Source organism: Streptomyces sp. NPDC001714 (assembly GCF_042892755.1).
Taxonomy (GTDB): domain Bacteria; phylum Actinomycetota; class Actinomycetes; order Streptomycetales; family Streptomycetaceae; genus Streptomyces.
In genome coordinates, this window is record NZ_JBIAUL010000016.1 from 72,335 (window position 1) to 90,327 (window position 17,993).

Consider the following 17,993-nt stretch of genomic DNA (forward strand, 5'->3'; position numbering starts at 1 on the left):
CGGTGTCGGTCCAGTCCGTATGGCGGACGCTAACCAGCGAACGTGAGACGAGTCTTAAAGAGCCCTTCGGTGAGGGTTCACTCCACGAACAGCCCGCGCGCCGCCGCCCGCGTGTCGAACTCCTCCAGGCGGGCCTGCGCGTCCGGCAGGTCGTCGCACATCGCCTCCAGGAGCACCCGGCCGAGCAGCATCGGCGCACACGCGGTGTCGAAGGCGAGGCCGGTGCCGACGGCGGCCGGCAGCAGCAGGTCGGAGACCTTGGCGACGGGCGCGAAGGCGGAGTCGGCGACGGTCACGACGGTCAGCCCGGCCTCCTTCGCGTACCCGAGGGTGTCGACGACCTCGCGCGGATGCCGGGGCAGCGCGAAGCACAGCAGCGCCGAGGCACCGGCGAGGACGGCCGCGTCGATGCGGTCGTGGATCATCGTGCCGCCCTCGTTGAGCAGGCGTACGTCCGGGTGCACCTTGGCGGCGAAGTAGGCGAAGCCGTACGCCTGCGAGGCGGCGGCGCGCAGTCCGAGCACCGGCAGCGGCCGGGAGGCGGCGAGCAGCCGGCCGGCCTGCTGCACCGGGCGCGGGTCGGCGAGCACCTCGGCGAGGTGCCTCAGGTTCTCGATCTCGGCCTCGACGGCCTGCTGGTACTCGTTGTACGACCCGTTCCCGGCCGCCTGTTCCGCGGGGACCACCTCGCGCAGGTGCTTGCGCAGGGCCGGGTAGCCGTCGAAGCCGAGGGCGACCGCGAAGCGGGTGACGGAGGGCTGGCTGACCCCGGCAAGTTCGGCCAGCTCCACGCTGGACAGGAAGGGCACGTCGGCGGCGCGCCGCACCATGCTGTGCGCGATGCGCCGCTGGGTCGGCGTGAGCCGGTGCCCTTCGAAGAGCGCCTGCAAGCGAGTCGCAGGGCTGTCGGTCACGTTCATGACGTGCTCCCCCTCCAGATGTCCGTGAACCGGTCGAGCAGCCCGGCCGCCGCCGTGACGTCGTCCGTGAGCGGCCGGTCGGCCGGGTCCGCCTCGAGCGCCGCCTCGGCGAGCTCCAGCGCCCGCCCCGCCCCGAGCCCGGGGTCGGGACGCAGCTCGCGCTGGCGCAGCGCCCGTACGGCGGCGACGAGTTCGCAGCCGACCACCAGACGGTACGCACGGCAGGCGCGCAGCGTTTGACGGGCGGCGAGCGAGGCGAAACTGGCCTGCTCCTCGACGCCTCGGGAGAGTACAGCGTGCCCGAGGGAGGCGGGTGCGGAGAAGGCGCGAAGGTCGCCGAGGGCGGCGCCGGCGGCGTACTCCAGGATCATCACGCCGGAGGAGGCGGGCTCGTGGTCGGCGAGGAAGGGGCGCAGGCGGGTGAAGGCGGGCTCGTTGAGGGAGGAGAGCCGGGACGTGGACAGGCGCGCGACCTGGGTGACGGCTAGCCGGAAGTGGTCCAGGGCGAGGGCGAGTTGGGCCTGGTAGAAGCCGCCGTGGTGGTAGGCGGCCAGGTCCTCGGGTGAGATGAGGGGGTTCTCGGCGGCCGCGTTGATCTCGATCGCCAGCACCCCCTCCAGGGCGTCGGCGGCGTCGTGGGCCGGGCCGTGGATCTGGGGCAGGCAGCGGAAGCCGTACGGGTCCTGGATACGGCCGAGCGGCGGGGTCGGCCGGTCGGCGGCGCCGATCAGCTCCCGCATCCGGCGGGCGACTTCGACGCTCCCCCGGTGCGGGCGGGCCGCGTGCACGGGCGCCGCGAACGCCTCGTGCGAGCCGTCGACGGCCAGCAGCGACAGGGCCGCCACCACCTGGGTGGCCTCGATCAGCCCGCGCAGCTCGTGCAGGGCGAGCGCCGACTGGCCGAGGGTGAGGGCGTTGCTGCTGATCAGAGCCAGGGCGTCGTTGTTGTCCAGCGGCTGGGCCGCCGGTGCCCCGGAGCCCCGCCAGGGGTGCTCCCCCGCCAGCGCGAGGCCCATCTGGGCCAGCGCCGCGATGTCCCCGGTGCCCACCGAGCCGAACTCGTTGACGACCGGATGGGCGCCGGACTCCAGCGCCTCGCACAGGGCGGTGACCACGCTCGGCCGCAGTCCGGCTCCGCCGGCCAGCAACTGGTTGGCGCGCACCGCGAGCATCGCGCGGACCTGGCGGGCGGGCAGTTCGTCGCCGATCGCCCCGGCGTGGCTGCGCAGCAGCCGCAGTCCGTGTCCGGCGGCGGCCTCGGTGGGCACGTCCTCGTTCCGGTTGGCGCCGACGCCGGTGGAACGGCCGTAGACGCGGCCGGTCGCGGCGATCTGCCGGGCCGCGTTCCAGGACTCCTCCGCACGGCGCATCGCGTCGGTGCCCGGAACCGGGCGGGCGGTGCCGTCGGCGAGGTGTACGACGTCCTCGACGCCCATGCCGACGCCGTCGAGGACCACCAGGCCGGAATGCGCTATTCCGGGAGTGTCCAAGATACGAGACGACATAACGCCCAAACCTCCCTCAATCCGGACACTCGATCTTGCCTGCCGGTCATCCGTTACCTCGGATTAACGCGAGACCGTTGACAACCTATTCACCTACCGAGAACTCTGCATGACGTTATACAGCCGGGCAAGGGACATCTCATGATCCAGTTCGATGCGGTCCACAAGCGCTTCCCCAACGGCACGACAGCAGTCCACGATCTCTCCCTGGAGATGCCGGAGGGCGGGGTCACCGTCCTGGTCGGCTCCTCCGGTTGCGGCAAGACCACCACCCTGCGGATGATCAACCGGATGGTCGAGCCGACCTCCGGCACGATCAAGGTGAACGGCAAGGACGTCACCGAGCAGGACGCCGCCGAGCTGCGCCGGTCCATCGGGTACGTCATCCAGCAGGCCGGCCTCTTCCCGCACCGCACGGTGCTGGACAACGTCGCCACCGTCCCGCTGCTGCTCGGCTGGAACCGGAAGAAGGCCCGCGCCCGCGCCGCCGAACTCCTGGAGACCGTCGGTCTCGCCGCCGACGCCGGCAAGCGCTACCCGCACCAGCTCTCCGGCGGCCAGCAGCAGCGCGTCGGCGTGGCCCGCGCTCTCGCCGCCGACCCGCCGGTGCTGCTGATGGACGAGCCGTTCGGCGCGGTCGACCCGGTGGTCCGCACCCAGCTCCAGGACGAACTGCTCCGGCTCCAGAAGGAGTTGAGCAAGACCATCGTGTTCGTCACCCACGACATCGACGAGGCGGTCCGGCTCGGCGACCGGATCGCGATCTTCCGCACCGGCGGCCACCTGGTCCAGTGCGCTCCGCCCGAGGAACTCCTGGCCCGTCCGGCCGACGACTTCGTGGCCGACTTCCTCGGCGCCGAGCGCGGCCTGAAGCTGCTCTCCCTGAAGACCCTCGCCGAGGTCCCGCAGGGCCCGGCGCCCCAAGGCACTGCCTGGACCCTCGCCCTGGACCCGGCGGGCAAGCCCCTGCACTGGGCCTCCAAGGACGCCGAACTTCCCGTACGGCCGCTGACGGACGACGACTCCCTGCTCTCGGCACTCAACGAGTCGATCGCCTCCCCGACCGGGCTCGTCGCCCGCGTCGACGCGGACGGCAGGCTCACCGGCGTCTCGTCCCGCGACGACATCCACGTGCACGCCGGCCAGGCGCACAGCGCGGCCCGGGTGGTGGCGGCATGACCGTCGACTGGTCGTGGATCGGCGACCACACCGACGACCTCACCAGCCTCACCCTCTCGCATCTCCAGGCCGCGATGACCGCCGTCTTCTTCGGCCTGGTGATCTCGCTGCCGCTCGCGGTGGTCGCCCACCGGGTCCGCCCGCTGCGCGGCTTCCTGCTCGGCCTGTCCAACGTGCTCTTCACGATCCCCTCGATCGCGATCTTCGTGCTGCTGCTCCCGGTCAGCGGCCTGACCCGGACCACGACCGTCATCGGCCTGACCGTCTACACGCTGGTCGTGCTGCTCAGGAACACGGTCGAGGGCCTGGACTCGGTCCCCGCGAAGACCAAGGAGGCGGCGAAGGCGATGGGCGCCCGCCCGCTGCGCACCCTCCTCACCGTCGAACTCCCGCTGGCCCTCCCCGTGATCATGGCGGGCGTCCGCATCGCCACGGTCATGTCCATCTCGCTGGTGAGCGTCGCCACCTACATCGGCGACGGCGGCCTCGGCCAGCTCTTCACCGACGGCTTCCAGCGCGACTTCCCGACCCCGGTGATCGTGGGCGTGGTCCTCACGATCCTGCTCGCGGTGGTCGCGGACGCGCTGCTGGTGGCGCTCCAGTACGTACTGACCCCGTGGCGGCGGAGGCGAGCCTGACATGTTCGAACTCTTCAAGAACCTCGGCACCTGGCTGACCAGCGGCTCCCAGTGGGCCGGGCAGGACGGCATCGCCCACCGCCTCGCCGAGCACCTCCAGTACTCGCTCCTCGCGACCCTCATCGCCGCCGCGATCGGCCTCCCGCTGGGCCTGCTGATCGGCCACACCGGCAAGGGCGCCTTCCTCGCCATCAACCTGGCGTCCTTCGGCCGTGCCCTGCCGACCGTCGGCCTGGTCGTACTGGTCTTCCTCGCGGGCGGCCTGTCGATGCTGCCGGTGTACGTCGCGCTGGTCGCCCTCGCGGTCCCCGCGATCGTCACCAACACCTACGCCGGCATGACCGCCGTCGACCCGGACGTGAAGGACGCGGCCCGCGGCCAGGGCATGCGCGGCCACCAGGTGCTCTTCCAGGTCGAACTGCCGCTCGCCCTCCCCCTGATCATGACGGGCCTGCGCCTCGCGCTCATCCAGGTGGTCGCCACCGCGACCATCGCCGCGTACGTCTCGTTCGGCGGCCTCGGCCGCTACGTCTTCGACGGACTCGCCCAGCGCGACCTCGTCCAGGTGCTCGGCGGCGCGGTCCTTGTCGCGCTCGTCGCCGTCGTCCTGGACCTGCTCCTGAGCACCCTCCAGCGCTTCCTCTTCCGCCACCGCACCGCCTAGGGAACCCGCCCATGAACCGTCGTACCCTCCTCGGTGGCCTGCTCGCCGCCGGCTCCGTCCCCGCCCTCGCCGCCTGCTCCAGCGGCATCACCTCCCTGAACGAGAGCAGCGGCTCGACCGCCGGCGGCGGCTCCAGCAAGGGCGGCATCACCATCGGCACCGCCAACTTCACCGAGAACCAGGTGCTCGGCTACCTCTACGCGGCCGTGCTGCAGAAGGCCGGCGTCAAGGTGAAGGTGCGCCCGAACCTCGGCACCCGGGAGATCGTGATCCCCGCGCTCAAGGCGGGCGACATCGACCTGCTGCCCGAGTACCAGGGCGCCCTCCTCAACTACCTCGCCCCCAAGGACGCCTCCGCCGAGCCGGGCACCATGCAGAACGCCCTCACCCTGGCGCTGCCCGCCGGCCTCCAGGTGCTGCCGTACGGACAGGCCGCCGACTCCGACTGCTTCGTCGTCACCCGGGCCACCGCCCAGAAGTACGGCCTGACCTCCCTCGCCGACCTCGCCAAGCAGAACGGCAAGCTGGTCATCGGGGCCGCGCCCGAGGTGAAGAAGCGCCGGGTGGGCGCCGTCGGACTGCAGGAGGTGTACGGCGTCGAGTTCAAGGAGTTCAAGTCGCTCGACTCGGACGGGCCGCTGGTCAAGGGCGCGCTGAAGAAGGGCGACGTGGACGTGGCGAACCTGTTCACCACCGACACCGACATCGCCGCCAACGGCTGGGTGGTGCTGGCCGACCCGAAGAACCTGATCCCCAGCCAGCACATCGTCCCGCTGATCGCCGACCGCAAGGCCGACGACACCGTCCGCAAGGCCCTCGCCCGGCTCGGCAACGTCCTCACCACCGAGCAGCTCACCCAGCTCAACAGCCAGGTCGACAACGACAAGAAGGACCCGGAGGACGTGGCGGCCGCGTACGCGAAGCAGCACGGGCTGGCCTGACCGCCGTAAACCGCCCACCGGCTCGGTATCGCGCGGGCGATGATCCGGCCAAGAGCCGTTAAATCAATACTGAACGTAACGTTTCCGCCGCGTACAGTGATGAGAACCATCAGCGCCAGCACCTGAGGAAGCGTCATGGCCCCGAACCCCACGGCCCTTCCGACGGCCACCGCCGTCGGCGCGCCGGCCGTCGCCCTCTCGCCGGCGGCCGTCGTCCCCGACTCGGCGAGCGCGGCCCTCGACGAACTGCTCCAGGGCAACCGGCGGTACGCCACCGGCCGCGCCCGCCGGAGCCGGACCGCCGCGCCGCACCCGTTCGCGGTGGTGCTCGGCTGCGTCGACTCCGACGCCGCGCCGGAACTGGTCTTCGACCAGGGCCCCGGCGACCTGCTGAGCATGAGGACGGCCGGGCAGGTGCTGGACGAGGCGGTGCTCGGCTCCCTCCAGTACGGCGTGCAGGAACTGCGCGTCCCGCTGGTCGTGGTCCTCGGTCACGAGGGCTGCGGGGCCGTCGCCGCCACCCTCGCCCGGCTGCGCACGGGCGCGCCCGTCCCCGCTCACCTGGAACTCCTCGTCGAGGAGATCGCACCGGCCGCCCGCCGCACCAGGACGCTGCCCGGCGACTGGGCCGAGCACACCATGCGGGCCCAGACGGTGTGGGCGCGGGACGCGATCCGGGCGGACTCCGGGTTCGCGGGGGCGTCGGTGGTCGCGGCCCGGTTCGACGCCGGCAGCGGGCTGGTGTCGCTGCTGCCCTGAGGGCGGACCCCCCGCCGGATGCGGGGGATTTCCCCAGTGCGACGGGCTGCCGCGGCCCCTACGGTGGACGCCATGACGGACGTTCACGACACCGATCTGAAGAAGGACCTCGCCGCCACCCTGCACGCCCGCAGGGACCTGGGGCCGGAGTACGAGTCGGAACTGGTCGACTCCTTCCTGGAGAAGATCGACCAGCGGATCGACACCGCGGTGGAACGCCGGCTGCGCCGGGGCCTGGCCGAGCAGCAGATGCAGGCGGCCCGGGGGGCCCGCAGGCCGAGGGGCACCGACTCCTGGGGCGAGCGCTTCGGCTTCGGGATCGTGTCGCTGGTGCTGGCGATCCCGCTCTCGGCGATCAGCGGCGCGTTCGGCGGCATGACGGGCGTGTTCGTCACCTGGATCGGCATCGTCGGCGTCAACGCGACCCAGGCCGTCCGCCTCAACCCCGGCCTGTTCCACCGGGCCGGCCGCGACCACGAGGACTGACCCGGGGCCGGAGCCGAGGCCGGGCCGGGTCACACCTGCCGGGTCGGCTGGACGACGACCTGACGCAGGTTGACGTTCCGGGGGCGGCTCACCACGTAGCCGACCAGGTCGGCGAGGTCCTCGGCGGCCAGCGCGCCCATCCCGTCGAACATGCCCGCCACCTGCTCGCGCAGCTCCTCGCCGTCGATGTGCGTGCCGAGTTCGGTGTCCGTCAGACCCGGCTCGACGTTGGTGACCCGCACGTCACGCGGCCCGAACTCGGCGCGCAGGGACTGCGACAGGAAGGTGACGGCGGCCTTGGTGGCGCCGTACACCGCGAACGTCGGGAAGACGAGGTGCGCGCCGATGGACGACACGTTGACGAGATCGGCGGTACGGCCCTCGGCCGCGGCCGCCACCAGGTCCCCGGTGAAGGCCCGCAGCACCCGCAGCACACCGGTGACGTTGGTGTCGAGCATGCGCTGCCACTCGTCGATCCGGCCGTCGTCGACGGGGTTGGGCAGCATGACGCCGGCGTTGTTGACGACGAGGTCGACGCGCCCGTAGGCCGCGTGCACGGCGTCGGCCGCGGCCTGCACGGAGGCGTCGTCGGTGACGTCGGCGACTACGGCGAGGGCCTCCCCGCCGTTCGCCCGGATCTTCGCCACGAGCGTCTCCAGCCGGTCCGCGCGCCGGGCGAGCAGCGCCACCCGGGCCCCCGACCCGGCGAGCCGGAGGGCGACGGCCGCCCCGATCCCGCTGGCGGCGCCGGTGACGACGGCGGTACGGCCGGACAGGTTGTCGTACGACATGAGCTACTCCCTGGTGAAGTGCCGCCGGGACCGCCCCGGTGGCGTGTCTCCACACTCGCCGGAGCCGGGCGGCCTACCCAGGGCTGAGCTTTTCCTGGGTCTGGCAGAACCAGGTTGGAAGGACGCGACTCCCCTACGATCGAACCCATGGACGGGGAACTCGGAGACTTCCTGCGCTCGCGCCGCGCCCGCATCCAGCCCGAGGAGGTGGGGCTGCCCTCGCACGGGCGGCGCCGCGTACCGGGCCTGCGCCGCGAGGAGGTGGCGCAGCTGGCGGGGGTCAGCGTCGACTACTACATCCGCCTGGAGCAGGGCAGAGGCCCGAGCGTTTCGGACGCGGTCCTCGACGCCATCGCCCGGGTACTGCGCCTGGACGAGACCGAGCACGCCCATCTGCTGACGGTGGCCCGCCCGCACAAGAAGGCCGGCACCGCGCGCCCGGCCCGCCCCCGCGTCCGCCCCGGCGTGCAACTGCTGCTGGACGGCATGGAGCGGACGCCCGCGTTCGTGCTGGGCCGCCGGATGGACGTGCTGGCCTGGAACGCGCTCGGCGACGCGGTGAACGGCTTCAGCGCCCTTGCCCCGGGCGAGCGGAACATCCCGCGCCAGGTCTTCCTCGACCCGGCGGCCGCGGGCTTCTACCCCGACTGGGCCGCCGTCGCCGCCCAGACCGTCGCCAACCTGCGCATCGACGCGGGCCGCCACCCCGACGACCCCCGGATGGCCGCGCTGGTCGGCGAACTCTCCCTGAAGAGCGCGGACTTCCGCCGGCTGTGGGCGGACCACGAGGTCAAGGAGTGCGCGTACGGCACGAAGCGCATCCAGCACCCGGTCGCGGGTTTGCTCACCCTCCCCTACGAGACCCTCACGGTCCCGACGGACCCGGACCAGACGATCGTGGCGTACACCCCGGAACCGGGCTCGGAGACGGCGGAACGGCTCACATTGCTGGGGAGTTGGAAAGCGACCACAACCGCAACCACTAATTGAGTAACCACGACGGCGAGCAACCAGGTCCGCGGGAGCGGCGCCGGTTCAGGCGCAAAAAGGGGCGCGGGGACCGCCGCACCCCCGTGAACGGGGGGCGGGACGACGGCGGTCCCCGCGAGGGACATGGACCGGGTCAGGGCCGGGTCTCACGTCCGGGCGTCCATGGAGGTCCGGGAGCCGCTCCGGAGGTCCTTGGACGTTCGGTGTCGGCCGAGGCGGGGAGCCGCTCCCGCCCTGCCGACACCCACTAATCTGCCGGACCCGTGTTAAGCGGGTGCTGCGCGCACGTGACACGCTCGTACCACTTCCGCGAAGTCCACCGCTTGGACAGGAAACAGCAAGTTCCGCGGGGTCACGGGCCGTTCACCGGACGTTCGCTACTGCTTGCCGCCCTTGGCGAGAAAGGCCAGCAGGTCCTGTCGGCTGATCACGCCGGTGGGCTTGCCCTCGACGAGGACGATCGCGGCGTCGGCCGCGCCCAGCACCGTCATCAGGTCCCCGACCGGCTCACCGGAGCCGACCTGGGGCAGCGGGGCGCACATGTGCTTCTCCAGCGGGTCCTCCAGGGAGGCGCGCTTGCTGAACAGCGCGTCGAGCAGCTCGCGTTCGACGACCGAGCCGACGACCTCGGCGGCCATCACGTCCGGGTGGCCGGCGCCCGGCTTGACGACGGGCATCTGCGAGACGCCGTACTCGCGCAGCACCTCGATGGCCTGCCCGACGGTTTCGTCCGGGTGCATGTGGACGAGGGACGGGATGGTGGCACCGGCCTTGTCGCTGAGCACGTCGCCGACGCGGGCGCTCGGGCCCTCGTCCTCCAGGAAGCCGTAGTCGGCCATCCACTCGTCGTTGAAGATCTTGCTGAGGTAGCCACGGCCGCTGTCCGGGAGAAGGACCACGACCACGTCGTCCGGGCCGAGCCGCTCGGCCACCCGCAGCGCGGCCACGACGGCCATGCCGCAGGAGCCGCCGACGAGCAGGCCCTCCTCCTTGGCCAGTCGCCGTGTCATCTGGAAGGAGTCCTTGTCCGACACGGCGACGATCTCGTCGGCGACGGTCCGGTCATATGCGGTGGGCCAGAAGTCCTCGCCGACGCCCTCGACGAGGTAGGGCCGCCCGGACCCGCCGGAGTACACGGAGCCCTCCGGGTCGGCGCCGACGACCTGGACCCGGCCGTCACTGGCGTCCTTCAGGTAGCGCCCGGTGCCGGAGATGGTGCCGCCGGTCCCCACGCCCGCCACGAAATGGGTGATCTTCCCCTCCGTCTGCTCCCACAGCTCGGGGCCGGTCGAGTGATAGTGCGAAAGAGGGTTGTTGGGGTTGGAGTACTGGTCCGGCTTCCACGCGCCGGGCGTCTCGCGGACCAGCCGGTCGGAGACGTTGTAGTACGAGTCCGGGTGCTCCGGGTCGACGGCGGTGGGGCAGACGACGACCTCGGCGCCGTACGCCCGCAGCACGTTGATCTTGTCGGTGCTCACCTTGTCGGGGCACACGAAGATGCACTTGTACCCCTTCTGCTGGGCCACGATCGCCAGCCCGACACCGGTGTTCCCGCTGGTCGGCTCGACGATGGTGCCGCCGGGCTGCAGCTCCCCGCTCTTCTCCGCGGCCTCGATCATCCGCAGCGCGATGCGGTCCTTCACGGAACCGCCCGGGTTGAAGTACTCGACCTTGGCGAGCACGGTGGCCTGGATGCCCTGGGTGACGCTGTTGAGTCTCACCAGCGGGGTGTTGCCGACGAGGCTGATCATCGAGTCGTGGAATCGCACCGTTGTCTCCGGTTGCTTGCAAAAGGTGTGGTCCTAATTGTGCCGCCAGCCTAAGGCCCCGCTCCTGAGGTTCACTCCCCGTTGAGATTGACGCACGGGCTGTACGGGGCAAGGAGTGGATGAGCGGCAACGAGGAGGTGGCGGCGACGCATGACGAACATGTCGAGGGCGCGGGTGGCCCGGCGGATCGCGGCCGGGGCGGCGTACGGCGGCGGCGGGGTCGGGCTGGTCGGCGCGGCCGCGGTGGGCCTGGTGCTGGCCGAGGTGCGGATGGCCAGGACCGCGGTGCACAACGGCAACAGCGGCGGCCGGGTGCCGACGGCGGACGGCCGTTACGGCGTCGGATACGAGACCTCCGGTGAGCCGCCCATCCGCCTGACCATGCTCGGCGACTCCACGGCCGCCGGGCAGGGCGTGCACCGCGCCGCCCAGACGCCGGGCGCGCTGCTGGCGTCCGGCCTCGCCGCGGTCGCGGAACGCCCGGTGCTGCTCAGCAACGTGGCGCTCCCCGGTGCCCAGTCCGACGACCTGGACCGCCAGGTCGCCCTGGTGCTGGGCACGGCCTCGCCCGTCCCCGACGTGTGCGTGATCATGATCGGCGCCAACGACGTCACCCGCCGGATGCCGCCGACCCGCTCGGTCCGCCACCTCTCGGCGGCCGTCCGCCGCCTGCGCACGGCGGGGGCCGAGGTCGTGGTCGGGACCTGCCCCGACCTGGGCACGATCGAGCCGGTACGACAGCCGCTGCGCTGGCTGGCCCGGCGGGCGTCCCGGCAGCTGGCGGCGGCCCAGACGATCGGAACGGTGGAACAGGGCGGCCGCACGGTGTCGCTGGGCGACCTGCTCGGCCCCGAGTTCGCGGCCAACCCCCGCGAGCTGTTCGGCCCCGACAACTTCCACCCCTCCGCGGAGGGCTACGCGACGGCGGCGATGGCGGTGCTGCCGACGGTCTGCGCGGCCCTCGGGCTGTGGCCGGCGGAAGAGGAACGCCCCGACGTCAGCCGCCGCGAGGGCTTCCTGCCGGTCGCCCGGGCCGCGGCGGAGGCGGCGGCCGAGGCCGGCACGGAGGTCACGGCGGCGATGCCGACGGGGCCGCGCGGACCGTGGGCCCTGCTGAAACGCCGCCGGCGCCAGCACGTGGAGCCGCCCGCCGTCCCACCCGACTCGGCTTCCGAGGAGGCGAGGTCGAGGGCGGGTACGACCGAGTAGGGCTCCGGTGGGGCGGGCGCGGCTGGGGCGGGGTGCCGCTCACCGGCGCTGGCCGGGTGCCTCCCCCACGCTCGGCTTCGCTCGCGCGGGGGGACCCCCATCGCCCACCCGTGCCGCCCCAGCGGCACGACTGCCCGCAGCCATGTAGCCCCGTGAGGGGCGCTGGGGGTACCCCCAGCCGAAGGCTGGGGGAGGAACTGCGCGACCAGCCCCCACCCACCCGCACCCGAAACTCGGCACCCTCCCAGGAGGGCCAAGCAAGCGCTTAGAAAGTGCGGCCAGTGTCACACCCCGACACCGGTGACCGATGACATACGTACGGGTAACTTCCCAAGCACCCCTGTCAACCCCCGTACGCCAATGGAGCCGTGAGATGCCCGAAGCCGTCATCGTCTCGACCGCCCGTTCCCCGATCGGCCGCGCCGTCAAGGGCTCCCTGAAGGACCTGCGCCCCGACGACCTCACCGCGACGATCATCCAGGCCGCCCTCGCCAAGGTCCCCGAGCTGGACCCCCGGGACATCGACGACCTGATGCTCGGCTGCGGTCTCCCCGGCGGCGAGCAGGGCTACAACCTCGGCCGGATCGTCGCCGTGCAGATGGGCATGGACTACCTGCCCGGCACCACGATCACCCGGTACTGTTCCTCGTCCCTCCAGACCAGCCGCATGGCCCTGCACGCCATCAAGGCCGGTGAGGGCGACGTCTTCATCTCGGCCGGTGTCGAGATGGTCTCCCGCTACGCCAAGGGCAGCTCCGACGGCCTCCCGGGCACCACGAACCCGATCTTCGACGAGGCCCAGGCCCGTACCGCCGCCACCGCCGCGTCGACCGGCTCCACCTGGCACGACCCGCGCGAGGACGGCCTGCTCCCCGACCCGTACATCGCGATGGGCCAGACCGCCGAGAACCTGGCCCGCGTCAAGGGCGTCACCCGCCAGGACATGGACGAGTTCGGCGTCCGCTCCCAGAACCTCGCCGAGGAAGCCATCAAGAACGGCTTCTGGGAGCGCGAGATCACCCCGGTCACCCTCCCCGACGGCACGGTCGTCAGCAAGGACGACGGCCCGCGCGCCGGCGTCACCCTGGAGGGCGTCGCCGGCCTGAAGCCGGTCTTCCGCCCCGACGGCATGGTCACCGCCGGCAACTGCTGCCCGCTGAACGACGGCGCCGCCGCGGTCGTCATCATGAGCGACACCAAGGCCCGCGAGCTCGGCCTCACCCCGCTCGCCCGGATCGTGTCGACCGGTGTCACCGGCCTCTCCCCCGAGATCATGGGCCTCGGCCCGGTCGAGGCCTCGCAGCAGGCCCTGCGCCGCGCCGGTCTCACCATCGACGACATCGACCTGGTCGAGATCAACGAGGCGTTCGCCGCCCAGGTGATCCCCTCCTACCGCGACCTGAACATCCCGCTGGAGAAGCTGAACGTGAACGGCGGCGCCATCGCCGTCGGCCACCCCTTCGGCATGACCGGCGCCCGCATCACCGGCACGCTCATCAACTCGCTCCAGTTCCACGACAAGCAGTTCGGCCTGGAGACGATGTGCGTCGGCGGCGGCCAGGGCATGGCGATGGTCATCGAGCGCCTCAGCTGAGCCCCACCGCACGACCCCCGCTCACCCCTGAGTGACCGTCACGGGACCCACCGTGACACCGCGGCCCGGTGTTCGAGAAAACCCCGAACACCGGGCCGATTTGTGATCCAATCTCCCCCAGGATGTGACGTATCTCCCTCCGAGGGGGTATCACCGCAGGTCAGCGTAGTTGTCCAGGTAAACCTCAGGGCCAATGTCCTGTCCGTTTCGTGACGTTACGCACTGACAGCTTGATAGTCCACCCTTCAAGCTGATGTAGGAAGTCGGGGGTCGACTTTGAACCGGGAGTACGTCAGTGAGCGCCATGCCGATCGCCTTGCTGCTCACCACGGCCGCCACGGGCGCCGTGGGCGTCGCTGTCCTGCGCACCGTACTGAAGCTGCGCCGTCAGGTCGCCGAGCTGCACACCCAGCTTGCCCAGAACCAGGCCGCGACCCTGCGCGCCCTCATGCCGGCGGCTCGCAGCCATGCCGACGCCGAGGAGATACGCGCCGCGGTGGCGGAGGCGCTGGCCGAGGAGCGGGAGCGGGAGCTGGCCGAGGCACGTGCCTTCTGGGCCGCGCAGGAGGCGCGTGACGCCTCCGACGCGCCGTCGCTGCTGGGTCTGGCGGACGGTGAGCCGTTCCTGCCGCGGCAGACGGACTTCGTGGGTCTTGAGCCGGTCGCCGAGCCGGCGGCGGAGACCGACGAGTTCACCGGGGAGTCCCCGGAACTGGCGGCGGCCCGCCGCCGTCACCCGTCCCACCCGGACTTCGTGCCGGTGCAGTCGCCGGTGGTGAACGACCATGAGCGTACGGTCGCGACGCTGGAGCAGCTGGCCGAGTCCCAGGTCGAACTCTCCGACGTCCGCCCGGGCCCGCTGGGCACGCTGGACGTCTACGTCTTTGCCGACGGCACGACGCTGTGCATGACGCCGGGGCACCGGGAGACGGCGGAGCGGCTGGCTGCGGCGCTGGGCGCGGGCGAGACGCCGTACCTGCTGGGCGGTTCGGGGATCTCCGGCGCGTACACACTGACGTTCGCGTGCGGCGAGGAGAACGTGTACATCTTGGCGGACCGGGTCATAGCTTCGCTCTGAGGCGCGTGGTCGGGTGCGGGTGCGTGGGGGTCGCTCGCGCAGTTCCCCGCGCCCCTAAAAGCAAAAGAGGGGGCGCGGCGGTGCGCCCCTTCAGGCGCGCCGGGATCTGCGCGACCAGCCGCGACGGTGCCGCACCCGACAACGCGCGGCCTCAGACCCCCGCCCTCTTCTGCGCCTCCTCCACGAGCCGCACCGCATCCCCCACCTCGGCCTCGTTCTTCAGCACCACCGCCAAGTCGTTTCCGGCCACCGTGATTTGGTCGGCCACCGCGAACATCCCCGCGTCCGGCATCTCACGGCTCTCGGCGCCCGGCTCCTCGACGGCCTGCGCCCAGCGGGCCAACTCCCTCGCCAGTCCCAGCGCCTCCGCGGCGGCGCCCCGCTGCAGCCGGCTCTGCGGTGCCGCCCTCAGCTTGTCGGCGAAGTGTTCCACGGCACGGGTCAGAGGCGTCGTATCAACCACGCCGTGAGCGTAACGCCTGCCACCGGCTGTCTTGTCACGACTGTTGCCAACACGCCAACACTCAGGCACGGTGACGTGAAGGACCGGCTACAACCCCCTTTGCGCACCGGAGGCGCCGATGTCCCAAGTCTTCTCCGAGGAGACCCATCGCAACATGCTCGCCCGCATCCCCCACTGCACCGGTCGTGAAGTGTCCGACTGGTTGCGCACCGTCGACGAAGGCCCGGCCCTCTTCCGATTCGAGGAAAAGGTCAGCTGGCTCCGCCACGAGCACAACCTCGCGTACGGCCACGCGAAGGCGTTGATCCATGAGTACGACCTGAGGAGGGCCGCGCGCAAACTTCTCTAGGCGCGCACGCACACAGACGGCGAAGGGCCCCGGGGTGACGACCCCGGGGCCCTTCTCGGTCCGCTGGTGACAGCTTGCCGTCGAGCTAGTCGTTACTGCTGAAGATCGCCACCAGGCGCAGCATCTCGACGTAGATCCACACCAGCGTCATGGTGAGGCCGAACGCGGCCAGCCAGGCCTCGTTCTTCGGGGCACCGTAGGCGATGCCGTCCTCGATCTGCTTGAAGTCGAGGGTGAGGAAGAACGCGCCGAGCAGGATCGCGATGATGCCGACGATCACGCCGAGCGGACCGAAGCTGCGCAGTCCGCCGTTGTCCGCGACGCCGAACGCGACCAGCAGCAGGTTGACCGCCATGACCAGCACGAAGGCGATGGCGATGGCCATGCCGATGCGGGCGTAGCGGGCGGTGACGCGGATCCAGCCGGCCTTGTAGACCAGCAGGGTCGCGGCCGAGACCGCCAGGGTGCCGAGCACCGCCTGGAACGGGGCGCCGCTCCACTGGCTGTTGTACATCTCGCTGATGACGCCGAGGAAGACACCCTCGAACGCGGCGTATCCCAGGATCAGCGCCGGCACCGGGGTGCGCTTGAAGCTCTGGATCATGGCCAGGACGAAGGCGATGATCGCGGAGCCGACGGCCAGGCCGTAGCTGGTGGTCGAGATCGGCAGCAGCGCCCAGGCGAGGACGGCGCCGACGGCGACCGTGCCGAGCGTCATGCCCGAGCGCATGACGACGTCGTCCATCGTCATCCGGCCGGTGGTGGCCGGGGCCTGCGGCGGGGCGCCCTGCTGGAGGTCCTGCTGGGCGTACGGGTTGTTCGCGTACGGGTTCTGCGCGTACGGGTTGCCGCCCTGGGCGTACGGGTTGCCCTGTGCGTACCCGGCCTGCGGCGCGGTGTTGAAGCCCGCGTAGCCGCTGTCGCGGCTGAACCCCCGTCGCGAGAAGACCGGGTTGCTGCTCCTCATTTCACTCCTCCATGGCCACCCTGCGTGGCCTTGGCGTCAAGAGTAATGGATTGGCAAAAGACTGACCCTACTACCTGCGGAGGATCTTTCCCTCACCGTGCTGCGCAACACGCTACGCGGAGCCCTGATTCCCGGCCACGGAGGGCTTCATTCCATGACGAAGCCGGGACATGACCGGAACCGGCCGGAGATCCCTCAGGCGTCCAGGGGGAAGCCGGTGTAGGCCTCCGCCAGGTCGGTCTCGGCCGCCCGGGAGGAGGCGATCCGGCCGAGCCGGGCCAGCTGGAGCCGGGCGTCGAAGGGGGTGTCGCCGGGGCCGGGGTGGAGCATGCTCGTCATGTCGTACGAGAACCGCTCGGCCTGCCAGACCCGGCGCAGGCAGGTCGCCGAGTAGGCGTCGAGCAGCTCCGGGGAGCCCGTCTCCTTCTCGTGAACCAGGGCGCGGGCGAGGGTCACGACGTCGCCCACCGCCAGGTTCAGCCCCTTGGCGCCGGTCGGCGGCACGATGTGGGCGGCGTCCCCGGCGAGGAGGACCCGGCCGTGCCGCATCGGCTCATGGACGTACGACCGCATGGGTGTGACCGACTTCTGGGTGATCGGGCCGCGCTCCAGGCGCCAGTCGTCGTCGGTCTCGAAGCGCCGCTCCAGCTCGTCCCAGATCGCCTCGTCGGTCCACTCCTCTGCGTCCGTGCCGGCCGGGACCTGGAGGTAGAGCCGGGAGACGGACGGCGAGCGCATGGAGAGGAGGGCGAAGCCCCGGTCGTGGCGGGCGTAGACCAGTTCGTCGTGGGAGGGGGCGACATCGGCGAGGATGCCCAGCCAGGCGTAGGGGTACGTCCGCTCGAAGACCCGGGAGAGGGACTCGGGGAACGCGGTGCGGGCGACGCCCCAGAAGCCGTCGCAGCCGACGACGTAGTCGCACTCCAGGACGTCCTCGCGGCCCTCGTGCCGGAACCGCACCCGCGGCCGCTCGCTCTCGGCGCCCTCCACCGCCAGCGCCTCCGCCTCGAAGAGCAGCGGGCCGCCCTCCTTGAGCTGGAGGGCGATGAGGTCCTTGCAGACCTCGGTCTGGGCGTAGACCATCACGGACCGGCCGCCGGTGAGTCCGGGGAAGTCGACGCGGTGGCGCTGCTTCGCGAACCGCAGCTCGATGCCGTCGTGGCGCAGGCCCTCGCGGTCCATGCGCTCCCCGGCGCCGGCCGCGCGCAGCACGTCCACCGTGCCCTGCTCCAGGATGCCGGCGCGCTGGCGGTGCTCGACGTAGGAGCGGTCGCGGCTCTCCAGGACGACCGAGTCGATGCCGGCGTTGTGCAGCAGCCGCGCGAGGAGGAGCCCGGCGGGTCCGGCTCCGATGATGCCGACGGTGGTGCGCATCGGTCGTTCCCTTCGATGGTCGTCGATGTTCGCCTGGTGAAATTTACTTCACCGTTCTCCTCCGAGTCTCCGTCCGGTCATACCCCGTGTCAATGGAGACACCCGGTGTCGGCACGGCACACGCGGCCGGGGGCCGGGGGCCCGGCCGGGGGGGGGGGGGGCGGCGGGGCGGGGGGGGGGGGGGGGGGGGGGGGGGGGGCGGGCCCCGCGCCCCCCGCCGCCCCCCCCCCCCCCCCCCCCCCCGCCCCCCCCCCCCCCGCGCCCCCCCCCCCCCCCCCCCCGCCCCGCCCCGCCCGCCCGCCCCGGCCCCCCCCCCC

18 protein-coding genes are annotated in these 17,993 nt (G+C 71.8%); 11 read left to right on the plus strand and 7 right to left on the minus strand.

Features of this window, described 5'->3' with window-relative positions:
* Nucleotides 1–77: 77 nt before the first annotated feature.
* Nucleotides 78–920 carry a MurR/RpiR family transcriptional regulator gene (locus ACFY0P_RS35335; RefSeq protein WP_388922623.1) on the minus strand — a complete coding sequence of 281 codons (843 nt, stop codon included), beginning with the start codon at nucleotides 918–920 and terminating at the stop codon, nucleotides 78–80.
* Entirely contained in the window at nucleotides 917–2,425 is a 1,509-nt protein-coding gene (locus ACFY0P_RS35340) for an aromatic amino acid ammonia-lyase (RefSeq protein WP_388922627.1), read from the minus strand. The genes ACFY0P_RS35335 and ACFY0P_RS35340 overlap by 4 nt, the downstream gene beginning before the upstream one ends.
* A gap of 141 nt (nucleotides 2,426–2,566) precedes the next feature.
* Here ACFY0P_RS35340 and ACFY0P_RS35345 point away from each other — a divergent pair, with 141 nt between their 5' ends.
* The 6 genes from ACFY0P_RS35345 to ACFY0P_RS35370 all read left to right on the plus strand — a co-directional run bounded on the left by ACFY0P_RS35345 (nucleotide 2,567) and on the right by ACFY0P_RS35370 (nucleotide 7,092).
* A complete protein-coding gene (locus ACFY0P_RS35345) occupies nucleotides 2,567–3,604 on the plus strand; it encodes an ABC transporter ATP-binding protein (protein ID WP_388922630.1) in 1,038 nt (345 codons plus the stop codon).
* Nucleotides 3,601–4,242 carry an ABC transporter permease gene (locus tag ACFY0P_RS35350; protein ID WP_388922633.1) on the plus strand — a complete coding sequence of 214 codons (642 nt, stop codon included), beginning with the start codon at nucleotides 3,601–3,603 and terminating at the stop codon, nucleotides 4,240–4,242. Before ACFY0P_RS35345 ends, ACFY0P_RS35350 begins: the two co-directional genes overlap by 4 nt.
* Nucleotide 4,243: 1 nt before the next feature.
* Nucleotides 4,244–4,906, plus strand: coding sequence for an ABC transporter permease (locus tag ACFY0P_RS35355; RefSeq protein WP_351716873.1), 663 nt, complete (start codon nucleotides 4,244–4,246; stop codon nucleotides 4,904–4,906).
* Between the two features lie 11 nt (nucleotides 4,907–4,917).
* Complete coding sequence (locus tag ACFY0P_RS35360) at nucleotides 4,918–5,847, plus strand: ABC transporter substrate-binding protein (RefSeq protein WP_388922637.1); 930 nt, start codon at nucleotides 4,918–4,920, stop codon at nucleotides 5,845–5,847.
* 135 nt (nucleotides 5,848–5,982) lie between these two features.
* Nucleotides 5,983–6,606: a carbonic anhydrase gene (locus ACFY0P_RS35365; protein ID WP_388922640.1), complete on the plus strand. Its 624-nt coding sequence runs from the start codon at nucleotides 5,983–5,985 to the stop codon at nucleotides 6,604–6,606.
* 72 nt (nucleotides 6,607–6,678) lie between these two features.
* A complete protein-coding gene (locus tag ACFY0P_RS35370; protein ID WP_388922643.1) occupies nucleotides 6,679–7,092 on the plus strand; it encodes a hypothetical protein in 414 nt (137 codons plus the stop codon).
* Between the two features lie 29 nt (nucleotides 7,093–7,121).
* Here the strand turns inward: ACFY0P_RS35370 and ACFY0P_RS35375 are convergent, their stop codons facing one another.
* Nucleotides 7,122–7,883 carry an SDR family oxidoreductase gene (locus ACFY0P_RS35375; protein WP_388922646.1) on the minus strand — a complete coding sequence of 254 codons (762 nt, stop codon included), beginning with the start codon at nucleotides 7,881–7,883 and terminating at the stop codon, nucleotides 7,122–7,124.
* A 147-nt stretch (nucleotides 7,884–8,030) separates the two neighbouring features.
* On the opposite strand from ACFY0P_RS35375, the gene ACFY0P_RS35380 reads away from it, so the two are divergent.
* Complete coding sequence (locus ACFY0P_RS35380) at nucleotides 8,031–8,873, plus strand: helix-turn-helix transcriptional regulator (protein WP_388922649.1); 843 nt, start codon at nucleotides 8,031–8,033, stop codon at nucleotides 8,871–8,873.
* Nucleotides 8,874–9,250: 377 nt separating this feature from the next.
* Here ACFY0P_RS35380 and ACFY0P_RS35385 read toward each other — a convergent pair whose 3' ends face one another.
* Complete coding sequence (locus ACFY0P_RS35385) at nucleotides 9,251–10,642, minus strand: cystathionine beta-synthase (protein ID WP_366364310.1); 1,392 nt, start codon at nucleotides 10,640–10,642, stop codon at nucleotides 9,251–9,253.
* Nucleotides 10,643–10,792: 150 nt separating this feature from the next.
* On the opposite strand from ACFY0P_RS35385, the gene ACFY0P_RS35390 reads away from it, so the two are divergent.
* From ACFY0P_RS35390 to ACFY0P_RS35400, 3 genes are all read left to right on the plus strand, one after another.
* Complete coding sequence (locus ACFY0P_RS35390) at nucleotides 10,793–11,851, plus strand: SGNH/GDSL hydrolase family protein (RefSeq protein ID WP_388922653.1); 1,059 nt, start codon at nucleotides 10,793–10,795, stop codon at nucleotides 11,849–11,851.
* A gap of 373 nt (nucleotides 11,852–12,224) precedes the next feature.
* Nucleotides 12,225–13,445 carry an acetyl-CoA C-acetyltransferase gene (locus tag ACFY0P_RS35395; RefSeq protein WP_388922656.1) on the plus strand — a complete coding sequence of 407 codons (1,221 nt, stop codon included), beginning with the start codon at nucleotides 12,225–12,227 and terminating at the stop codon, nucleotides 13,443–13,445.
* 295 nt (nucleotides 13,446–13,740) lie between these two features.
* The gene (locus tag ACFY0P_RS35400) at nucleotides 13,741–14,523 is read left to right on the plus strand and encodes a hypothetical protein (protein WP_388922659.1); all 783 of its coding nucleotides are present in this window, start codon (nucleotides 13,741–13,743) and stop codon (nucleotides 14,521–14,523) included.
* Nucleotides 14,524–14,674: 151 nt separating this feature from the next.
* Here ACFY0P_RS35400 and ACFY0P_RS35405 read toward each other — a convergent pair whose 3' ends face one another.
* On the minus strand, nucleotides 14,675–14,986 hold the full coding sequence (locus tag ACFY0P_RS35405; protein WP_293994137.1) for a hypothetical protein: 312 nt from the start codon (nucleotides 14,984–14,986) through the stop codon (nucleotides 14,675–14,677).
* 118 nt (nucleotides 14,987–15,104) lie between these two features.
* Between ACFY0P_RS35405 and ACFY0P_RS35410 the strand changes: the two genes are divergently transcribed.
* Nucleotides 15,105–15,335 (plus strand): DUF4287 domain-containing protein, encoded by a 231-nt coding sequence (locus tag ACFY0P_RS35410; protein ID WP_093502087.1) that lies wholly within the window; start codon nucleotides 15,105–15,107, stop codon nucleotides 15,333–15,335.
* An 85-nt stretch (nucleotides 15,336–15,420) separates the two neighbouring features.
* On the opposite strand, the gene ACFY0P_RS35415 is transcribed toward ACFY0P_RS35410, so the two are convergent.
* Together ACFY0P_RS35415 and ACFY0P_RS35420 are read right to left on the minus strand one after the other, a co-directional pair.
* On the minus strand, nucleotides 15,421–16,302 hold the full coding sequence (locus tag ACFY0P_RS35415) for a Bax inhibitor-1/YccA family protein (protein ID WP_388922662.1): 882 nt from the start codon (nucleotides 16,300–16,302) through the stop codon (nucleotides 15,421–15,423).
* Between the two features lie 195 nt (nucleotides 16,303–16,497).
* Nucleotides 16,498–17,676: a 4-hydroxybenzoate 3-monooxygenase gene (locus tag ACFY0P_RS35420; protein ID WP_388922665.1), complete on the minus strand. Its 1,179-nt coding sequence runs from the start codon at nucleotides 17,674–17,676 to the stop codon at nucleotides 16,498–16,500.
* Nucleotides 17,677–17,993 lie beyond the last annotated feature (317 nt).